The organism is Pseudomonas sp. NPDC087804 (genome assembly GCF_044742965.1).
Classification (GTDB): domain Bacteria; phylum Pseudomonadota; class Gammaproteobacteria; order Pseudomonadales; family Pseudomonadaceae; genus Aquipseudomonas; species Aquipseudomonas rustica.
Genome location: NZ_JBIUVN010000003.1, coordinates 180,013 through 197,621, shown reverse-complemented (window position 1 = coordinate 197,621; position 17,609 = coordinate 180,013). Strand labels below are relative to the sequence as shown.

Genomic DNA, 17,609 nt, shown 5'->3' with positions numbered 1-17,609 from the left:
CAAAACGGACAATTTGATTCGCAAAGGCGACGGTAGAGCCCTCTTATGGAACAGCAGTCCAGCGCCTTGAAGGTCATGGTGATCGACGACTCGAAAACGATTCGTCGCACCGCCGAAACATTGTTGAAGAATGTCGGTTGCGAAGTGATCACGGCGATCGACGGTTTCGACGCCCTGGCCAAGATCGCCGATAACCACCCCGGGATCATTTTTGTCGACATCATGATGCCGCGTCTGGATGGTTATCAGACCTGCGCTTTAATCAAGAACAACAGCGCGTTCAAGGCGACACCGGTGATCATGTTGTCATCGCGCGACGGGCTGTTCGACAAGGCCAAGGGGCGGATTGTCGGTTCTGATCAATTTTTGACCAAGCCTTTCAGCAAGGAAGAACTGCTCAACGCGATTCAGGCCCATGTTCCGGGCTTTGCCGCCGTTTTGCCACAGTAAGACACGTACAGAGACGCGCGGTCAGCGGGCCGGGCGTCGACAAGAAAAATGGGGAAAACCATGGCACGTATCCTGATCGTCGATGATTCGCCGACTGAAATGTACAAACTCACCGGCATGCTGGAAAAGCACGGCCATGAAGTGTTGAAGGCCGAAAACGGCGCGGACGGCGTGGCCCTGGCCCGGCAGGAAAAACCTGACGCGGTACTGATGGACATCGTCATGCCCGGCCTCAACGGTTTTCAGGCAACCCGCCAGTTGACCAAGGATGCCGACACCACGCACATCCCGGTGATCATCATCACCACCAAGGATCAGGAAACCGACAAGGTCTGGGGCACTCGTCAGGGCGCCAAGGACTACCTGACCAAACCGGTCGACGAAGACACCCTGATCAAGACCCTGAACAACGTACTCAAAGGCTGATCGCGCAACCATGAGCGAATCGCTGACCGCGTTCGAACTGCTCTGGCAGATCGATCAGCGCTGCCGCTTGCTGGCGGCGGACTTGCCGTCGCAACCGGCGCGCCAGGATCGCTGGAGCGGCATCGGCTTTCGCCTCGGCGAACACTGGTATGTGGCGCCGATGGGCGAAGTCAGCGAAGTGCTGCACGAACCGCGTTTCACGCAATTGCCCGGGGTCAAGCCGTGGGTCAAGGGTGTGGCTAATCTGCGCGGACGGTTGCTGCCGATCATGGATTTGTGTGGTTTCTTCGGGCATGAACTGTCGCCGTTGCGCAAACAGCGGCGGGTGTTGGTGGTGGAGCATGGGGACGTGTTTGCCGGGCTGATGGTCGATGAGGTTATTGGCTTGCAGCACTTTGAACAGGACAGCTTCGAACCGATCTCGATCAGCAAGCGCCAGGGCTCCAAGGCCGAGTTCGTCAAAGGCTATTTTCGGCGCGAGCAGAACTGGCGGGTGTTCAGCCTGTTTGCCTTGGCGAAATCCCCGGTGTTCATGAGTGTCGCAATCTAGTCGAAACAACAGAGAACCCATGTGGGAGCGGGCTTGCTCGCGAATACGGTCTGACATTCAACATTGATGCTGGCTGACCCACCGCATTCGCGAGCAAGCCCGCTCCCACATTGGATCGTGGCAGGTCTCATAGGCGAGGACCGATGATAAAAGCAAAAACAGGCAAGCCGGCGGAAGGATCGCGCAGTCGCTCGCAGATCATCGTGCTGTTCATCGCACTGATCGTGTTCATCATGCTGCTGTTCGCCAACTTCGCTTACCTCAACACCCAGGCGAACTACGACAAACAGTACATCGGCCACGCCGGTGAGCTGCGCGTGCTCTCGCAACGCATCGCCAAAAACGCCACCGAAGCCGCCGCCGGCAAGGCTGCGGCGTTCAAGTTGCTCAGCGATGCGCGCAACGATTTCGCCCTGCGCTGGGGTTACCTGAAGAAAGGCGACCCGGTCACCGGCCTGCCGCCAGCCCCTGCCACCGTGCGCCCGGAAATGCGCGCCGTGCAGCTGGACTGGGAACGTCTGCTGAAAAACACCGACGCGATTCTCTCCAGCGAACAGACCGTATTGTCGCTGCATCAAGTCGCCGCGACCCTGGCCGAAACCGTGCCGCAGTTGCAGATCGAATACGAAAAAGTCGTCGAAATCCTCCTCCAGCGTGGTGCCCCAGCTGCACAAGTGGCGATGGCCCAACGTCAGTCGTTGCTGGCTGAGCGCATTCTTGGCGCGGTCAACACCGTGCTCGCCGGTGACGAAAACTCGCAGCAAGCCGCCGATGCCTTTGGCCGCGACGCTACCCGTTTCGGCCAAGTGCTCAATGGCATGCTGCAAGGCAACCCGACGCTTAAAATCACTCAGGTCGAAGACCGCGACGCCCGCGCGCGTTTGAGCGAAATCTCCGAGCTGTTCCAGTTCGTCTCCGGCTCCGTCGATGAAATCCTCGAAACCTCGCCCGAGCTGTTCAAGGTTCGCGAATCGGCGAGCAACATCTTCAGCCTCTCGCAAACCCTGCTCGACGAAGCCTCGCACCTGGCCACCGGTTTTGAAAACCTCGCGGGCGGGCGCAACACCGACACCATCGGCGGTTACGTCCTCGGTTTGCTGGCACTGGCCTCGATCATCCTGATCGGCATGGTCATGGTGCGCGAGACCAACCGGCAACTGCGCGAAACCGCCGAAAAGAATGAGCGCAACCAGAACGCGATCATGCGCCTGCTCGACGAGATTGAAGACCTTGCCGACGGCGACCTCACCGTCACCGCCTCGGTGACCGAAGACTTCACCGGCACCATCGCCGACTCGATCAACTATTCCGTCGACCAACTGCGCGACCTGGTTGCGACCATCAACCTCACCGCCGGCCAGGTCGCCGCTGCCGTGCAGGAAACCCAGGCCACCGCCATGCACCTGGCGCAAGCCTCGGAGCATCAGGCCCAGCAGATTTCCGAAGCCTCGACGGCGATCAGCGATATGGCTGAATCCATCGATCAGGTCTCGGCCAACGCCGCCGAGTCTTCGGCGGTAGCCGAGCGTTCCGTGGAGATCGCCAACAAAGGCAACGAGGTGGTGCACAACACCATCCACGGCATGGACAACATTCGCGAGCAGATTCAGGACACCGCCAAGCGCATCAAGCGTCTCGGCGAGTCGTCGCAGGAAATCGGCGACATCGTCAGCCTGATCGATGATATCGCTGACCAGACCAACATCCTCGCCCTCAACGCGGCGATTCAGGCGTCGATGGCCGGTGATGCCGGGCGCGGTTTTGCTGTGGTTGCCGACGAAGTGCAACGGTTGGCCGAGCGCTCGTCCGCCGCCACTCGGCAGATCGAAACCCTGGTGCGGGCGATTCAGACCGACACCAATGAAGCCGTTATTTCCATGGAGCAAACCACCACCGAAGTGGTGCGCGGCGCGCGACTGGCGCAGGATGCCGGTGTGGCCCTGGAAGAAATCGAAGGCGTGTCGAAAACCCTCGCGGCGCTGATTCAAAGCATCTCCAACGCGGCGCAGCAGCAGACGACGTCGGCCGGGCAGATTTCCCTGACGATGAACGTGATCCAGCAGATCACCTCGCAGACCTCGTCCGGCTCCACCGCCACCGCTGAGAGCATCGGCAACCTGACGAAAATGGCCAGCCAGCTGCGGCGCTCGGTGTCCGGATTCACCTTGCCGGCGGCGAAAGACAAAGCGTGAGTGGAGTGGTTATGGGTGATCGGCACGACTATGTGGCCCTCGAATGGGTCAAAGGCGAAATTGCCGAAACGCTGAAACAGGCGCATCAGGCGATTGAAGCCGTGCTCGATGATCCACAGGCTTTTCCCGGTCTGGACGAATGTCTGGATTACATCCATCAGGTGCACGGCAGCCTGCAGATGGTCGAGTTCTACGGCGCAGCCTTGCTCGCCGAAGAGATGGAACATCTGGTCGAAGCCCTGCAGCAAGAGCGCGTCAGCCATCGCGACGAAGCGCTGCATTTGTTGCTGCAAGCGCTCGGACAATTGCCGATCTACCTCGACCGCGTGCAAAGCGCCCGGCGTGATTTACCGCTGGTGGTGCTGCCGCTGATCAACGATCTGCGCAGCGCCCGTGGCGAAAGCCTGTTGTCGGAAACCAGCCTGTTCAGCCCGCAACTGCCCGAGCTGCCGCCGCTGAGCGCACAGGCTTTGGCGCTGCTGGAACCGCCAGAGTTGCCCAACGTGCTGCGCAAACTCCGGCAGACACTGCAAATGGCCCTGGTCGGCTTGCTGCGTGAACAGGACGATCAGACCCACCTCGGTTATCTGGCGAAAGTCTTTACTCGCCTCGAAGCGTTAAGTGGCGACACACCGCTGAGTCCGTTGTGGCAAGTCGCCTCGGCGCTGGTTGAAGGCATGCGCGAAGGCGTGATCGCCAACAGCCCGGCGCTGCGCAGCCTGTTCAAGGACGCCGACAAAGAGCTCAAGCGTCTGCTCGATCAAGGCATGGCCGGCCTCAACCAGCCGCCACCGCCGGAGCTGCTGAAAAGCCTGTTGTTCTATATTGCCAAAGCCGAACATCCCACCGGGCAGATGCTGACCATGAAAGATCGCTACTCCCTGGACGACGCGTTGCCCGACAGTGCGATGGTCGATGAAGAACGCGCACGCCTCGCTGGCCCCGACCGCGATGCGATGCGTTCAGTGCTGGCGGCATTGTGCGAAGAGCTGGTGCGGGTCAAGGAGCGCCTCGACCTGTTCGTGCGCAGCGACCGTCAGCACACCTCGGATCTGGAAAGCCTGCTCGCGCCATTAAGGCAAATCGCCGACACCCTCGCCGTGCTCGGATTCGGTCAGCCGCGCAAAGTCATCATCGATCAATTGGCGGTGGTGCTGAGCCTTGCCCAGGGCCAGCGCGAACCGAACGACGCAATCCTGATGGACGTCGCCGGCGCCTTGCTCTACGTCGAGGCGACGCTGGCCGGGATGGTCGGCACCGTCGAGCCGGAAAGCCCGGAAGACGCGCGCCTGCCGACCACCGACCTGACGCAGATTCATCAGATCGTCATCAAGGAAGCGCGCATCTGCCTGCAACAGGCCAAGGACATGATCGTCGACTACATCGACGCCGATTGGGATCGCCAACACCTGCAACCGTTGCCGGCGCTGCTGACTCAAGTGCGTGGTGCATTGGCGATGATTCCACTGAACCGCGCGGCGAGTCTGGTCGAGGCTTGCAACGGTTTTATCCGCGACCATTTGCTGCTTGATCCGCACGAACCGGGTTGGGAGCAGCTCGATCATCTGGCCGATGTCATCAGCAGCCTTGAGTATTACCTTGAACGCTTGAGCGACGACCCGCAGGCACCGGGCGAACAACTGCTGGATGTCGCGCAGAAATCCCTCGCCAGTCTGGGGTTCTTTCCAAATGAGCCGCATGTTCCCGTGCTCGAGGACGTGCTCTCCCCCAGCGAAGCGCTGGTGATGCAGGACATGCAAGCACTCGACGATCCGGACATCGTGCAGTCGCTGGCCGACGTGTTGGCCAGCCCGGTGTCAGCGCTCAATCCGCCGGCGCTGATCACCCCCGGCAGCCTGATGCCGCCGCCGGCCGATGAAGAACCGGTCGACGATGAGCTGCGCGAAGTGTTCCTCGAAGAGACCGATGAAGTCCTCGAAGTCCTCCACGAATACCTGCCGCGCTGGGCTGCCAATCCGCAGGATCGCGATGCCCTGACTGAACTGCGCCGCGCCTTCCACACCTTGAAGGGCAGCGGACGCATGGTGCGCGCGCTGATCCTCGGTGAGCTGGCCTGGTCGGTGGAAAACCTGCTCAACCGCGTGCTCGAACAAAGCGTCGAACCCGGCTCGGTGGTGCAGCAACTGCTGACCGACACGGTGCTGTTACTGCCGGAACTGATCAGCGAGTTCGCCACCAACCGCCAGCGTCAGCGCAGCGATGTCGATCAACTCGCCGCCCGCGCGCACGCCTTGGCCAAGGGTGACGAGCCGATGTCCGCTGAAGACGTCGACGATGTCGCGGCGCTTGATCCACTGTTGCTGGAGATCTTCCGCAACGAAGCGGAAACCCACCTCGCCAGCCTCAACCGTTTCCTCGATCAAGCCGCCGAGCATGTACCACTGCAGGCCAGCGACGAATTGCAGCGCGCCTTGCACACGCTCAAGGGCAGCGCGTCGATGGCCGGCGTGTTGCCGATTGCCGAACTGGCCGCGCCGCTCGATCAACTGGCCCGCGAATTCAAGGCGCACCAGTTGCCGCTGGATCTGGATGAAGTGGAATTGCTCCTTGAAGCCGAGGGCTTGTTTCGCGTCGGTTTGCGTCAGCTCAAACACGATCCGCTGGCGCCGATTGTCGGCGCGCAGTCGCTGATCAAGCGCACCGATGAACTGCTGGCCGAGCGGCTGGCGTCGATCCTCGATGCGCCGAACACCGGCCTGCGGATCAAGCGCGACCCGCAACTGATCAACAACTTTCTCGCCCAAGGCATGGACATCCTGCTCGACGCCGAAAGCCTGTTGCAGCGCTGGCAGCAACACCCCGGCGAACGTCAGGAACTCAGCGCGCTGCTCGATGAATTGACCACGCTGGGCGAGGGCGCGCACCTCGCCGATCTGCTGCCGGTCGATGTGTTGTGCGAGGCTTTGCTCGATCTTTACGGCGCCGTCGAAGAAAGCAGTCTGGCGGTCAGCGAGCGTTTTTTTCACGAAGCGCAAAATGCCCACGAAGCGCTGATCAACATGCTCGACGAACTGGCTGCCGGCCAGGAAGTCACCCCGCAGCCCGAGCGGATTCGCGCCCTGCATGATCTGCTCGATGAAAGCCTCGACCCGTCGTCGATGGGCCTGATTCGCAGCGACGGCAGCCGCACCCTGAGCATCCGCGAACTGGGCAGCGCCACCGCCGAACTGCAACAAACGGCCAGCGCTTTTGAAGCGGACGACGAGATCGTCGAGATCTTCCTCGAAGAGGCCGTAGACATTCTCGACAGCGCCGGCCAGGCCTTGCAGCGCTGGCTGAGTGATCCGGACAACAGCGCGCCGTTGTCATCCTTGCAGCGCGATTTGCACACGCTCAAGGGCGGCGCGCGCATGGCTGAAGTCGAGGCCATCGGCGATCTGGCTCAGGAGCTGGAAAGCCTCTACGAAGGCCTGGGCGATCGTCGCTACAACTACAGCGAAACCCTGGGCCGCTTGCTGCTCAAGAGTCACGACCGCTTGGCGCTGTTGCTTGATCAGTTGCAAAACCATCAGCCACTGACGCCGGCGCACGATCTGATTGAAGCGATCCGCCAAGTGCGGCAGGGGCCAGGCATCGCCGAAACGCCGCCAGCCACCGCCGATCATGACAGCGCCAGTCACGATCCGGAGCTGCTGGAGATCTTCCTCGAAGAAGGTTTCGACATCATCGAAAACTCCGGCGCCGCGCTGCTGCGCTGGCAGGCCGAGCCGGGTAATCGACAGGAAATCGAAACCCTGCTGCGCGATCTGCACACCCTCAAGGGTGGCGCGCGGATGGTCGAGATCGGCCCGATCGGCGACCTCGCCCATGAGCTGGAATACCTTTACGAAAGTCTGTCGGCCGGTTCGCTGCAAGCCTCGACCGAACTGTTTGCGCTGGTGCAGCGCGGGCATGACCGACTGGCGCAGATGCTCGATGCGGTGCGTGCCGGGCAACCGTGCCCGCCGGCCGATCGGCTGATCAATGCGATCCAGAATTTCAGTCACCCGGCGACCCTTGAAGTGCAGCCGGTGCTGCTGCCGGTTGCGGCTAAAACCGAGGCCGCACCGCCGGCGGCCGACGTTGGCGCGGACATGGTCAAGGTCTCCGCCGAACTGCTCGATGAGCTGGTCAATCTGGCCGGGGAAACCTCGATCTTCCGGGGCCGTATCGAGCAGCAGGTCAACGACGCACAGATTGCCCTGAACGAGATGGAAACCACCATCGAACGGATGCGCGATCAATTGCGCCGTCTCGACACCGAAACCCAAGGACGGATTCTCAGTCGCCAGCAAGCAGATGCCGAACGCCTCGGTTACGAAGAATTCGATCCGCTGGAAATGGATCGCCATTCGCAGTTGCAGCAACTGTCGCGGGCGTTGTTTGAATCGGCCTCTGACTTGCTCGATCTGAAAGAAACCCTCGACCGCCGCAACCACGACGCGGAGAACCTGTTGCAGCAACAGGGCCGCATCAACACCGAATTGCAGGAAGGCCTGATGCGCACGCGCATGGTGCCGTTCGAGCGCATGTTGCCGCGCCTGAAACGCATCGTCCGTCAGGTCGCCGAAGAGCTGAACAAAGACGTCGCGTTTGTCGTCGGCAACGCTGAAGGCGAGATGGATCGCAACGTGCTCGAACGCATGGCCGCGCCGTTGGAACACATGCTGCGCAACGCCGTCGATCATGGTCTGGAGTCCGCCGAAGTGCGGCTGGCGGCGGGTAAACCGGCGCAAGGGCAGATCAGCCTCGACCTGTCTCGTGAGGGCGGCGACATCGTTTTCGACATCCGTGATGACGGCGCCGGTGTGCCGCTGGAAGCGGTGCGCAACAAGGCGATCAAGCGTGGTTTGCTCGCGCCGAATGCCGAGATCAGCGACCGCGATGTGTTGCAGTTCATCCTTCAGCCGGGCTTTTCCACAGCGGAAAAAATTACGCAGATTTCCGGGCGTGGCGTCGGCATGGACGTGGTGCACGAAGAGGTTCGGCAACTCGGCGGCACCATGAGCATCGACTCGGTGCCGGGGCAGGGCGTGCATTTTCGCATTCGTCTGCCGTTCACCGTGTCGGTCAACCGCGCGTTGATGGTGCAGTGTGGCGAGGATCAATACGCGATTCCGCTGAACACCATTGAGGGGATTGTTCGCGTGTTGCCGAATGATCTCGAAGGGCACTTCCGTCAGGATCCGCCGCGCTATCAATACGGCGGCCAGACCTATGAACTGTGCTACCTCGGCGAACTGCTGAAAACTGCGCCACGGCCAAAACTGCTCGGGCAGAACCTGCCATTGCCGGTGCTGCTGGTGCACTACAACGACCGGCACATTGCCGTGCAAGTGGACGTGATGGCGGGCACTCGCGAGATCGTCGTGAAGAGCCTCGGCGCGCAATTCGCCGCGCTGCAGGGCGTGTCCGGGGCGACGATTCTCGGCGATGGCCGGGTGGTGCTGATTCTCGATCTGCTCGCACCGATTCGGGCGATGCAGGCACGTATTGCGCAGACGCCGACGCTGCCGGAGATCGACAGCGAACCACAGAAACCGCTGCTGGTGATGGTGGTCGACGACTCGGTCACCGTGCGCAAGGTCACCAGCCGTTTGCTCGAACGCCACGGCATGAACGTGCTCACCGCCAAGGACGGAGTCGATGCGATGCTGCTGCTCGAAGAACACATGCCCGACCTGATGCTGCTCGACATCGAAATGCCGCGCATGGACGGTTTCGAAGTCGCCACCCAGGTGCGCAACGACGAGCGCCTGCAACACCTGCCGATCATCATGATCACCTCGCGCACCGGGCAAAAACACCGTGATCGTGCGATGGCGATTGGCGTCAACGACTACCTCGGCAAGCCGTACCAGGAATCGGTGCTGCTCGAAAGCATTGCCCAATGGAGCAAGAAACATGCATGAGCGCCGGCACAATCAGCGCAGCAGCCAACTGACCGGGCTGCTGCTGCCGTTGGCGGATCGCAATTTGATCCTGCCCAACGTCGCTGTCGCTGAGCTGATCGACTATCAGGCCAGTGCCTTCGATCTGGACACGCCGCCGTGGTATCTGGGGCGGGTGACGTGGCGTGAGCGGCGGATTCCATTGCTGAGTTTTGAATCGGCGTGCGGGCAGAAAATTGTGATTGGCGAGCGCGCTCGGATCGTGATTTTGAATGCGCTGGGCGGGTTGCCGGAGTTGAAGTTCATTGCGCTGCTGGTGCAGGGGATTCCGCGGTCGTACAAACTTGATAGCCAGTTGAGTTATGTCGACGTGCCGTTGTGTGCGCTGGAGCAGGCGGCGGTGCAGGTGGGGGAGCAAGTGGCGAAGGTGCCGGATTTGTTGGGGTTGGAGCGATTGTTGGTTGAGGCTGATCTGGTTTAACGGCCTGACCCTCACCCCAGCCCTCTCCGGCATGGATTCGGCAAACCGAATGAATTTCTGGATTGGGAATACGTTCCCCTGTAGGAGCTGCGGCACGCTGCGATCTTTTGATGTTGAAGATCAAAAGATCGCAGCCTCGTTTCACTCGACAGCTCCTACAGGGCGTTTCTCAACCATTACTCTGAGCGTAATGATTCACCACCGTGCTTGATTGATGCCCCCACCCCACGCGCCTACCTTAGCTCCACGACAGCGAACCCCGTGGAGTGAGCATGACAACAACAATTTCCCCCGACTCGCGCTGGACGCGGCGGCGCGATGAGAAGCAGCGCCGCCTCGACAAGGTGCGCGGGCTGGCCGACGGTGTGGTGTTGCCCACCGACAAGATCGTCGCCGCGCTTGAAGCGCTGATTCATCCCGGCGACCGTGTGGTGCTGGAGGGCAACAACCAGAAGCAGGCGGATTTCCTCTCCCGTTCGCTGGCTAAAGCCGACCCGGAAAAGCTCCACGATCTGCACATGATCATGCCCAGCGTCGGTCGCTCTGAGCATCTGGATCTGTTCGAACGCGGCATTGCCCGCAAGCTCGATTTCTCCTTCGCCGGCACCCAGAGCCTGCGCATCAGCCAGTTGCTCGAAGACGGCTTGTTGGAAGTCGGCGCGATTCACACCTACATCGAACTCTACGCCCGCCTGGTGGTGGATCTGATCCCCAACGTCGTGCTCTCCGCCGGGTTCATGGCCGACCGCGCCGGCAACATCTACACCGGCCCGAGCACCGAAGACACCCCGGCGCTGATCGAACCGGCCGCGTTCAGCGACGGCATTGTCATCGTTCAGGTCAACCAATTGGTCGACGATGTCAGCGAACTGCCGCGCGTGGATATCCCCGCTTCATGGGTCGATTTCGTCGTGGTGGCCGACAAGCCGTTCTACATCGAACCGTTGTTCACCCGCGATCCACGTCACATCAAGCCTGTGCATGTGTTGATGGCGATGATGGCGATTCGTGGGATCTACGAAAAACACAACGTGCAGTCGCTCAACCATGGCATCGGTTTCAACACCGCCGCCATCGAATTGATCCTGCCGACCTACGGCGAATCCCTCGGCCTTAAAGGCAAGATCTGCCGCAACTGGACGCTCAATCCGCACCCAACATTGATCCCGGCGATTGAAAGCGGCTGGGTCGAAAGCGTGCATTGCTTCGGCACCGAACTGGGCATGGAAAACTACATCGCCGCGCGCCCCGACGTGTTCTTCACCGGTCGCGACGGCTCGCTGCGTTCCAACCGGATGTTCTGCCAACTCGCCGGGCAATACGCGGTGGATCTGTTTATCGGCGCGACGTTGCAGGTCGATGGCGATGGCCATTCCTCGACCGTCACCCGTGGCCGCCTCGCCGGTTTCGGTGGCGCGCCGAACATGGGCCACGACCCGCGCGGTCGCCGTCACGGCACCCCGGCGTGGCTGGACATGCGCCACGACGACTCGCAGCAACCGATGCTCGAACGCGGCAAGAAACTCGTGGTGCAAATGGTCGAGACGTTCCAGGAGGGCGGCAAACCGACCTTCGTCGAAACCCTCGACGCGGTCGAAGTGGCGAAGAAAAGCGGCATGCCGCTGGCGCCGATCATGATCTACGGCGACGACGTCACCCACCTGCTCACCGAAGAAGGCATCGCCTACCTGTACAAGGCGCGTTCGCTGGAAGAGCGCCAGTCGATGATCGCCGCGGTCGCCGGCGTCACCGCCATCGGCCTGCGCCACAACCCGAAAGACACCGAACGTATGCGCCGCGAAGGCCTTATCGCCTTGCCCGAAGACCTCGGCATCCGCCGCACCGACGCCACCCGCGAATTGCTCGCAGCGAAAAGCGTGGCCGATCTGGTCGAGTGGTCTGGCGGTCTGTACAACCCGCCCGCGAAATTCAGGAGCTGGTAATGCACGCATTTAACCTGCAAGCGAAACCGCTGTCCCTGGCTGATCGATTGGCCGATCTGGCGGTGGACGCGCTGATCGACGAAGCCGATCTGTCGCCGAAACCGGCACTGGTCGACCGTCGCGGCAACGGCGCGCACACCGATCTGCACTTGGGCCTGATGCACGCTTCGGCACTGTCGTTGTGGCCGGCGTTCAAGGAAATGGCTGAAGCGGCGGTTGCAATCGGTGAAGTCGATTCAACGTTGCGCGTAGCGATTGGCCGTATCGGGCGCGAAGGCGAACAAGCGATGCTCACCACCACCAACGGCGTGAACACGCATCGTGGGGCTATTTGGGCGCTGGGATTGTTGGTGACGGCTGCTGCGCTGGAACCGCAATCCTCCAGCGCCAATGCGGTGACCCTACGCGCCGCACGTCTGGCCTTGCTGGACGATCGCCACGCACCCAAACCCCTAAGCCACGGCGCCCAAGTCGCTCTGCGTTACGGCGCACGCGGTGCCCGTGAAGAAGCGCAACTCGGCTTCCCTTCGGTGCTGCAACGCGGCCTGCCACAACTCAAACGCAGCCGTGCCCAAGCCAGCGGCGAACAGAACGCCCGGCTCGACGCCTTGCTCGCAATCATGACCAATCTGGCCGACACCTGCGTGCTCTACCGCGCCGGCGAAGAGGGTTTGCAGGCCATGCAACTCGGCGCGCAAGCGGTGCTCGACGCCGGTGGCAGCGCCAGCCTCAGCGGTCGTCGTCGCTTGCACGAACTGGATCAACAACTCATCGCATTGAATGCCTCGCCCGGTGGCGCCGCCGACTTGCTCGCCGCCACGCTGCTGCTCGACCGTATCGAGCACAACGGCATCCTTCAGGGAGCGTTTTGATGGAAACCCTATCGTTTGAATTCCCCGCCGGGCAGCCGCCACGCGGTCGCGCGCTGGTCGGTTGTGTCGGTTCGGGTGATCTGGAAGTGCTGATCGAACCGGGCCTGGCCGGCAAGCTGACGATCAATGTGCAGACTTCGGTCAACGGCGCGCAACTGCGCTGGCAGCATCTGTTTGCGCGGATGTTCGACGGCACCACGCCGCCGGCGATGGCCATCGATATCCACGATTTCGGCGCGACGCCGGGGGTGGTGCGTTTGCGTCTGGAACAAGGTTTCGAGGAGATCGGCCATGACTGACAGCGCCGCGTTGCTCAACAAACACAGCTTCGTCGAGCTCGGCGCGCGGCAACGGGCCAAGGCCTTGCTCGATGCTGGCAGCTTTCGTGAGTTGCTTGATCCGTTTCAACGGGTGATGTCGCCGTGGCTTGAACGTCAGGGCGTGGTGCCGCAGGCCGATGACGGCGTGGTCATCGCCAAGGGCAGCCTCGACGGGTTGCCGGTGGTGATTGCCGCGATTGAAGGCGCGTTTCAGGGCGGCAGCCTCGGCGAAGTCGGCGGGGCGAAGATTGCCGGCGCGCTGGAACTGGCGGCTGATGACAACCGCAAAGGCATTCCGACGCGCGCGGTGTTGCTGCTGGAAACCGGTGGCGTGCGCTTGCAGGAAGCCAATCTCGGGCTGGCGGCGATTGCTGATATTCATGCGGCGATTGTCGATTTGCAGCAGTACCAACCGGTGGTCGGTGTGGTCGCCGGCAGCGTCGGTTGCTTCGGTGGTATGTCGATAGCGGCGGCATTGTGCAGCTATTTGTTGGTGACTCAGGAAGCGCGCCTCGGTTTGAACGGCCCGCAAGTGATTGAGCAGGAAGCGGGGATCGAGGAATACGACTCGCGCGACCGGCCGTTCATTTGGAGCCTGACCGGTGGCGAGCAGCGTTTCGCCAGTGGTCTGGTCGATCGTTATGTCGCCGATGACGTGGCGAAGATTCGTCAGCAGGTCGGTGAATTACTGCAGCAGGGTTTGCCGGCACAGTCACGCAGCCAGCGCGCCGAATGGTTCCTGCAACGCCTGAGCAGTCTGAACACTGACCCGCAAATCGAACCGTCGGTGGTTCGCGATCTGTATCAAGGAGAGCGCTCATGAGCGGCTATTCACTGCGCGGTTTGAACTGGTTCAACGCCTTGAGCGCGGGCGCTGTGGCGGTTGAAGGACTGCCGCCATCGTTGAGGGTTGCTGACGGTGAATTGGGGCGTTTTATCGCTGTGGTCGCTGATCCGGACAATCGTTTTCCGCGTGCTCGCAATGGCGAAGTCGGCTTGCTCGAAGGCTGGGGTCTGGCCAAGGCTGTGGATGACGCGATCACGGCTGACCGCGATAAAGCGCAGAAGCGCCCGATCATCGCCATCGTCGATGTGCCGAGCCAGGCTTATGGTCGCCGCGAAGAAGCGCTCGGCATTCATCAGGCGCTGGCCGGTGCGGCGGACAGTTATGCCCGTGCGCGTTTGGCCGGGCATCCGGTGATTGCGTTGTTGGTGGGGAAAGCGATGTCCGGGGCGTTTCTCGCTCACGGTTATCAGGCCAATCGTTTGATTGCGCTGCGTGATCCGGGCGTGATGGTGCATGCGATGGGCAAGGCGTCGGCGGCGCGGGTGACCTTGCGCAGTGTTGAAGAACTGGAAGCGCTGGCCGCCAGTGTGCCGCCGATGGCTTATGACATCGACAGTTACGCGAGCCTCGGATTGCTCTGGGAAACCTTGTCGGTGCAGCAGATTGAACAGCCGACGGCGGAGGATCTATCAAGGGTCAACGAGTGCCTTAAACAAGCCATCGGTGATATCACCGGTACTGACTTGAGCAATCGTCTCGGCGCAAAAAATCGTGCTGCCTCCAGCCGTGTGCGCGAACTGTTGAGGGCGCAGTGGTGAGCAGCCCTCTGGCCCACGATCTGCTCTGGGGCATGACCCCGGCGCAGCTGCCGGCGGATGCGCCGTTGTGGGCCGTCGAGTCGCTGGCCGCCGGGCAACCGGTGGTCGTGCGGCGGGCGTTGAGCGCTGACGGTTTTGTTGCGGTCGGCGTGCGCGGCGTATTACGCGAGCAGCGCTTGGCGGCGTTTATGGCGGTCGATTCGATTGCCTGTCGGGTCAGCCCGGAAGCGCTGTGTCAGGTCGACAGTGAGCGCGATCTGCCAGTCATGCAGGCGCTCAAACAACTGCGGCCGATGCTCGATGATTGCGGTTGGGTCTGGGGTGTCAGCGGCAGTGTCGGGTTTGAATTGGCCAGTGGTTTTACCGCGATGCACGCGGCCAGCGATCTCGATTTGATTTTGCGGACACCGCAGATGATCACGCGTAATCAGGCAAGCAAGTTCGTTGAGCTTTTCGATCAAGCCGCGTGCCGGATCGACATGCAATTGCAGACGCCATTCGGTGCTGTGGCGTTGCGTGAGTGGGCCGGCGGCTCGGCGCGCGTGCTGCTGAAAAACGCTCATCAGGCCTGTCTGGTGATTGATCCGTGGAACCCGCAGGAGCAGGCAGCGTGAGCAGTCTGCTGGTGTTTCCCGGTCAGGGTGCGCAGCAGGCAGGCATGCTTCAGCGCTTCCCTCGGGGAACGCTGGTCGAGGCCAGTGATGTGCTTGGTGAAGATGTTTTGCTGCTCGATTCTGCTCAGGCACTGCGCACGACAAGAGCGGTTCAACTCTGCCTGCTGATCGCTGGTGTCGCGGCTTCACGGCAGTTGTTGCAGGACGGACTCACGGCGGATTACGTCGCCGGTCTGTCCATCGGCGCTTACCCGGCAGCGGTGGTTGCCGGTTCTTTGAGCTTCAGCGATGCGTTGCACCTGGTCAGCCTGCGCGGTGAGTTGATGCAACAGGCTTATCCACAGGGCTACGGCATGACCGCGATCATCGGCCTGCAATTATCCACAGTCGAAACGCTGCTGGCGCAGGTGCACAGCGAGGATTCGCCGGTGTATCTGGCCAACATCAACGCCGACAACCAAGTGGTGATTGCTGGCAGTGACGAGGCGATGAAAACGGTAGCGGATCTGGCGCGCAGTCGCGGCGCCGGTCTGGCAAAACGTTTGGCGGTGAGCGTGCCGTCGCACTGTCCGCTGCTGGAGAAACCGGCGCAAACCCTCGCTGAGGCCTTCGCCAAAGTCGAGTTGAAGACACCGCAGATCGCTTACCTGAGCGGCAGTCGCGCACGCCCCGTGAGCAAAGTAGAAGCGCTGCGCGACGACCTCGCCTTCAACATGTGCCGCGTGGTGGATTGGCGCGGCACCGTGCAAAGCGCTTTCGAGCGCGGCGTACGGCTACAGATCGAATTACCACCTGGCGCGGTACTCACCGGCCTTGCGCGCCGCGTGTTCGAACAAGGCACCGTGACGGCCTTCGACAGCGCTCGTCTCGACACCCTGCAAGCGCTGCTGCGTGAGGAGGGTAGCCGCCAACCCTAAACCGCCGCGACTCAAGCTTCGAACAACAAAAACAACATTCGACGATGCACTTTGAGGACTACAACAATGATTATTTACGGTGTGGCGCTGCTCGCGATCTGTACGCTGGCAGGGGTGATCATGGGTGACATGCTCGGCGCGTTGTTGGGCGTCAAATCCAACGTCGGCGGGGTCGGCATCGCCATGATCCTGCTGATTTGCGCGCGGTTGTGGATGCAGAAACGCGGCGGCATGACCAAGGATTGCGAGATGGGCGTCGGCTTCTGGGGCGCCATGTACATTCCGGTGGTGGTGGCGATGGCCGCGCAACAGAACGTCGTCACTGCGCTGCATGGCGGCACGGTGGCGGTACTGGCGGCGATTGGTTCGGTGGTGGTCTGCGGCTGCACGATTGCCTTGATCAGCCGCACCCACAAAGGTGAACCGTTGCCTGACGAACCGCTGGAAATCTCCCCGGTCGGCACGCCAGTAGGGGGTCGCTGATATGTGGGATCTCATCGAAAAAGGTCTGGAACACAACGGTCTGGTCACTGCATTCGCCTTCGTCGGCGTGATCATGTGGGTGTCGGTGGTGCTCTCCAAACGCCTGACGTTCGGACGCATTCACGGCTCGGCGATTGCCATCGTTATCGGCCTGGTATTGGCGTGGGTCGGCGGCACCATGACTGGCGGGCAGAAAGGCCTGGCGGACCTGACGTTGTTCTCTGGCATCGGCCTGATGGGCGGGGCAATGCTGCGTGATTTTGCGATTGTGGCCACAGCGTTTGAAGTGCAGGCGACCGAGGCGAAAAAGGCTGGGTTGATCGGTGTGGTCGCGCTGTTGCTGGGCACGATTCTGCCGTTCATTGTTGGCGCGTGTATGGCTTGGGTATTTGGATATCGTGATGCGGTGAGCATGACCACCATTGGTGCGGGCGCGGTGACTTATATTGTCGGGCCGGTGACGGGCGCGGCGATTGGTGCGACGTCGGATGTGATGGCGTTGTCGATTGCGACCGGGTTGATCAAGGCGATTCTGGTGATGGTCGGTACGCCGGTGGCGGCGCGCTGGATGGGGTTGGATAACCCGCGTTCGGCGATGGTGTTTGGTGGCTTGGCCGGGACTGTCAGCGGCGTTACAGCTGGGCTGGCGGCGACGGATCGGCGGTTGGTGCCTTATGGCGCGTTGACGGCGACGTTCCATACCGGGCTGGGGTGCTTGCTGGGGCCATCGTTGTTGTTCTTCATTGTTCGCGGGATTGTGGGCTGAGTCTCTAACTGATCGTTCCCACGCTCTGCGTGGGAATGCAGCCCGGGACGCTCTGCGTCCCAAAGCGGACGCGGAGCGTCCATTGAGGCATTCCCACGC

15 protein-coding genes are annotated in these 17,609 nt (G+C 61.5%); all 15 read left to right on the top strand.

Annotated features, from left to right (window positions below):
* Window positions 1-45 precede the first annotated feature (45 nt).
* The 15 genes from pilG (at window position 46) to madM (ending at window position 17,510) form a co-directional block, all read left to right on the top strand.
* Window positions 46-450, top strand: coding sequence for a twitching motility response regulator PilG (gene pilG / locus ACIOMO_RS09605; RefSeq protein ID WP_007913673.1), 405 nt, complete (start codon window positions 46-48; stop codon window positions 448-450).
* A 60-nt stretch (window positions 451-510) separates the two neighbouring features.
* Window positions 511-876 carry a twitching motility response regulator PilH gene (pilH, locus tag ACIOMO_RS09600; protein WP_053124759.1) on the top strand — a complete coding sequence of 122 codons (366 nt, stop codon included), beginning with the start codon at window positions 511-513 and terminating at the stop codon, window positions 874-876.
* Between the two features lie 10 nt (window positions 877-886).
* On the top strand, window positions 887-1,426 hold the full coding sequence (locus ACIOMO_RS09595; RefSeq protein WP_007913675.1) for a chemotaxis protein CheW: 540 nt from the start codon (window positions 887-889) through the stop codon (window positions 1,424-1,426).
* A gap of 143 nt (window positions 1,427-1,569) precedes the next feature.
* Window positions 1,570-3,618 carry a methyl-accepting chemotaxis protein gene (locus tag ACIOMO_RS09590; protein WP_053124698.1) on the top strand — a complete coding sequence of 683 codons (2,049 nt, stop codon included), beginning with the start codon at window positions 1,570-1,572 and terminating at the stop codon, window positions 3,616-3,618.
* Between the two features lie 11 nt (window positions 3,619-3,629).
* Window positions 3,630-9,530, top strand: a complete 5,901-nt coding sequence (locus ACIOMO_RS09585; RefSeq protein WP_401240211.1) for an Hpt domain-containing protein — start codon at window positions 3,630-3,632, stop codon at window positions 9,528-9,530.
* A complete protein-coding gene (locus ACIOMO_RS09580) occupies window positions 9,523-9,990 on the top strand; it encodes a chemotaxis protein CheW (protein WP_053124693.1) in 468 nt (155 codons plus the stop codon). The genes ACIOMO_RS09585 and ACIOMO_RS09580 overlap by 8 nt, the downstream gene beginning before the upstream one ends.
* A 272-nt stretch (window positions 9,991-10,262) precedes the next feature.
* Entirely contained in the window at window positions 10,263-11,933 is a 1,671-nt protein-coding gene (gene mdcA, locus ACIOMO_RS09575; protein WP_401240208.1) for a malonate decarboxylase subunit alpha, read from the top strand.
* Window positions 11,933-12,805: a triphosphoribosyl-dephospho-CoA synthase gene (locus ACIOMO_RS09570; RefSeq protein WP_401240205.1), complete on the top strand. Its 873-nt coding sequence runs from the start codon at window positions 11,933-11,935 to the stop codon at window positions 12,803-12,805. Before mdcA ends, ACIOMO_RS09570 begins: the two co-directional genes overlap by 1 nt.
* Complete coding sequence (locus ACIOMO_RS09565) at window positions 12,805-13,104, top strand: malonate decarboxylase subunit delta (RefSeq protein WP_007913697.1); 300 nt, start codon at window positions 12,805-12,807, stop codon at window positions 13,102-13,104. The genes ACIOMO_RS09570 and ACIOMO_RS09565 overlap by 1 nt, the downstream gene beginning before the upstream one ends.
* Window positions 13,097-13,948, top strand: a complete 852-nt coding sequence (locus tag ACIOMO_RS09560; RefSeq protein ID WP_401240203.1) for a biotin-independent malonate decarboxylase subunit beta — start codon at window positions 13,097-13,099, stop codon at window positions 13,946-13,948. The genes ACIOMO_RS09565 and ACIOMO_RS09560 overlap by 8 nt, the downstream gene beginning before the upstream one ends.
* Window positions 13,945-14,730: a biotin-independent malonate decarboxylase subunit gamma gene (mdcE, locus tag ACIOMO_RS09555; protein ID WP_212545074.1), complete on the top strand. Its 786-nt coding sequence runs from the start codon at window positions 13,945-13,947 to the stop codon at window positions 14,728-14,730. The genes ACIOMO_RS09560 and mdcE overlap by 4 nt, the downstream gene beginning before the upstream one ends.
* Window positions 14,724-15,344, top strand: coding sequence for a malonate decarboxylase holo-ACP synthase (locus ACIOMO_RS09550; protein ID WP_401240201.1), 621 nt, complete (start codon window positions 14,724-14,726; stop codon window positions 15,342-15,344). Before mdcE ends, ACIOMO_RS09550 begins: the two co-directional genes overlap by 7 nt.
* A complete protein-coding gene (gene mdcH / locus ACIOMO_RS09545) occupies window positions 15,341-16,261 on the top strand; it encodes a malonate decarboxylase subunit epsilon (protein ID WP_401240198.1) in 921 nt (306 codons plus the stop codon). The genes ACIOMO_RS09550 and mdcH overlap by 4 nt, the downstream gene beginning before the upstream one ends.
* A 66-nt stretch (window positions 16,262-16,327) precedes the next feature.
* Window positions 16,328-16,744, top strand: a complete 417-nt coding sequence (gene madL / locus ACIOMO_RS09540) for a malonate transporter subunit MadL (protein WP_053124679.1) — start codon at window positions 16,328-16,330, stop codon at window positions 16,742-16,744.
* A gap of 1 nt (window position 16,745) precedes the next feature.
* Window positions 16,746-17,510, top strand: a complete 765-nt coding sequence (gene madM, locus ACIOMO_RS09535; RefSeq protein ID WP_053124677.1) for a malonate transporter subunit MadM — start codon at window positions 16,746-16,748, stop codon at window positions 17,508-17,510.
* Window positions 17,511-17,609: the final 99 nt, after the last annotated feature.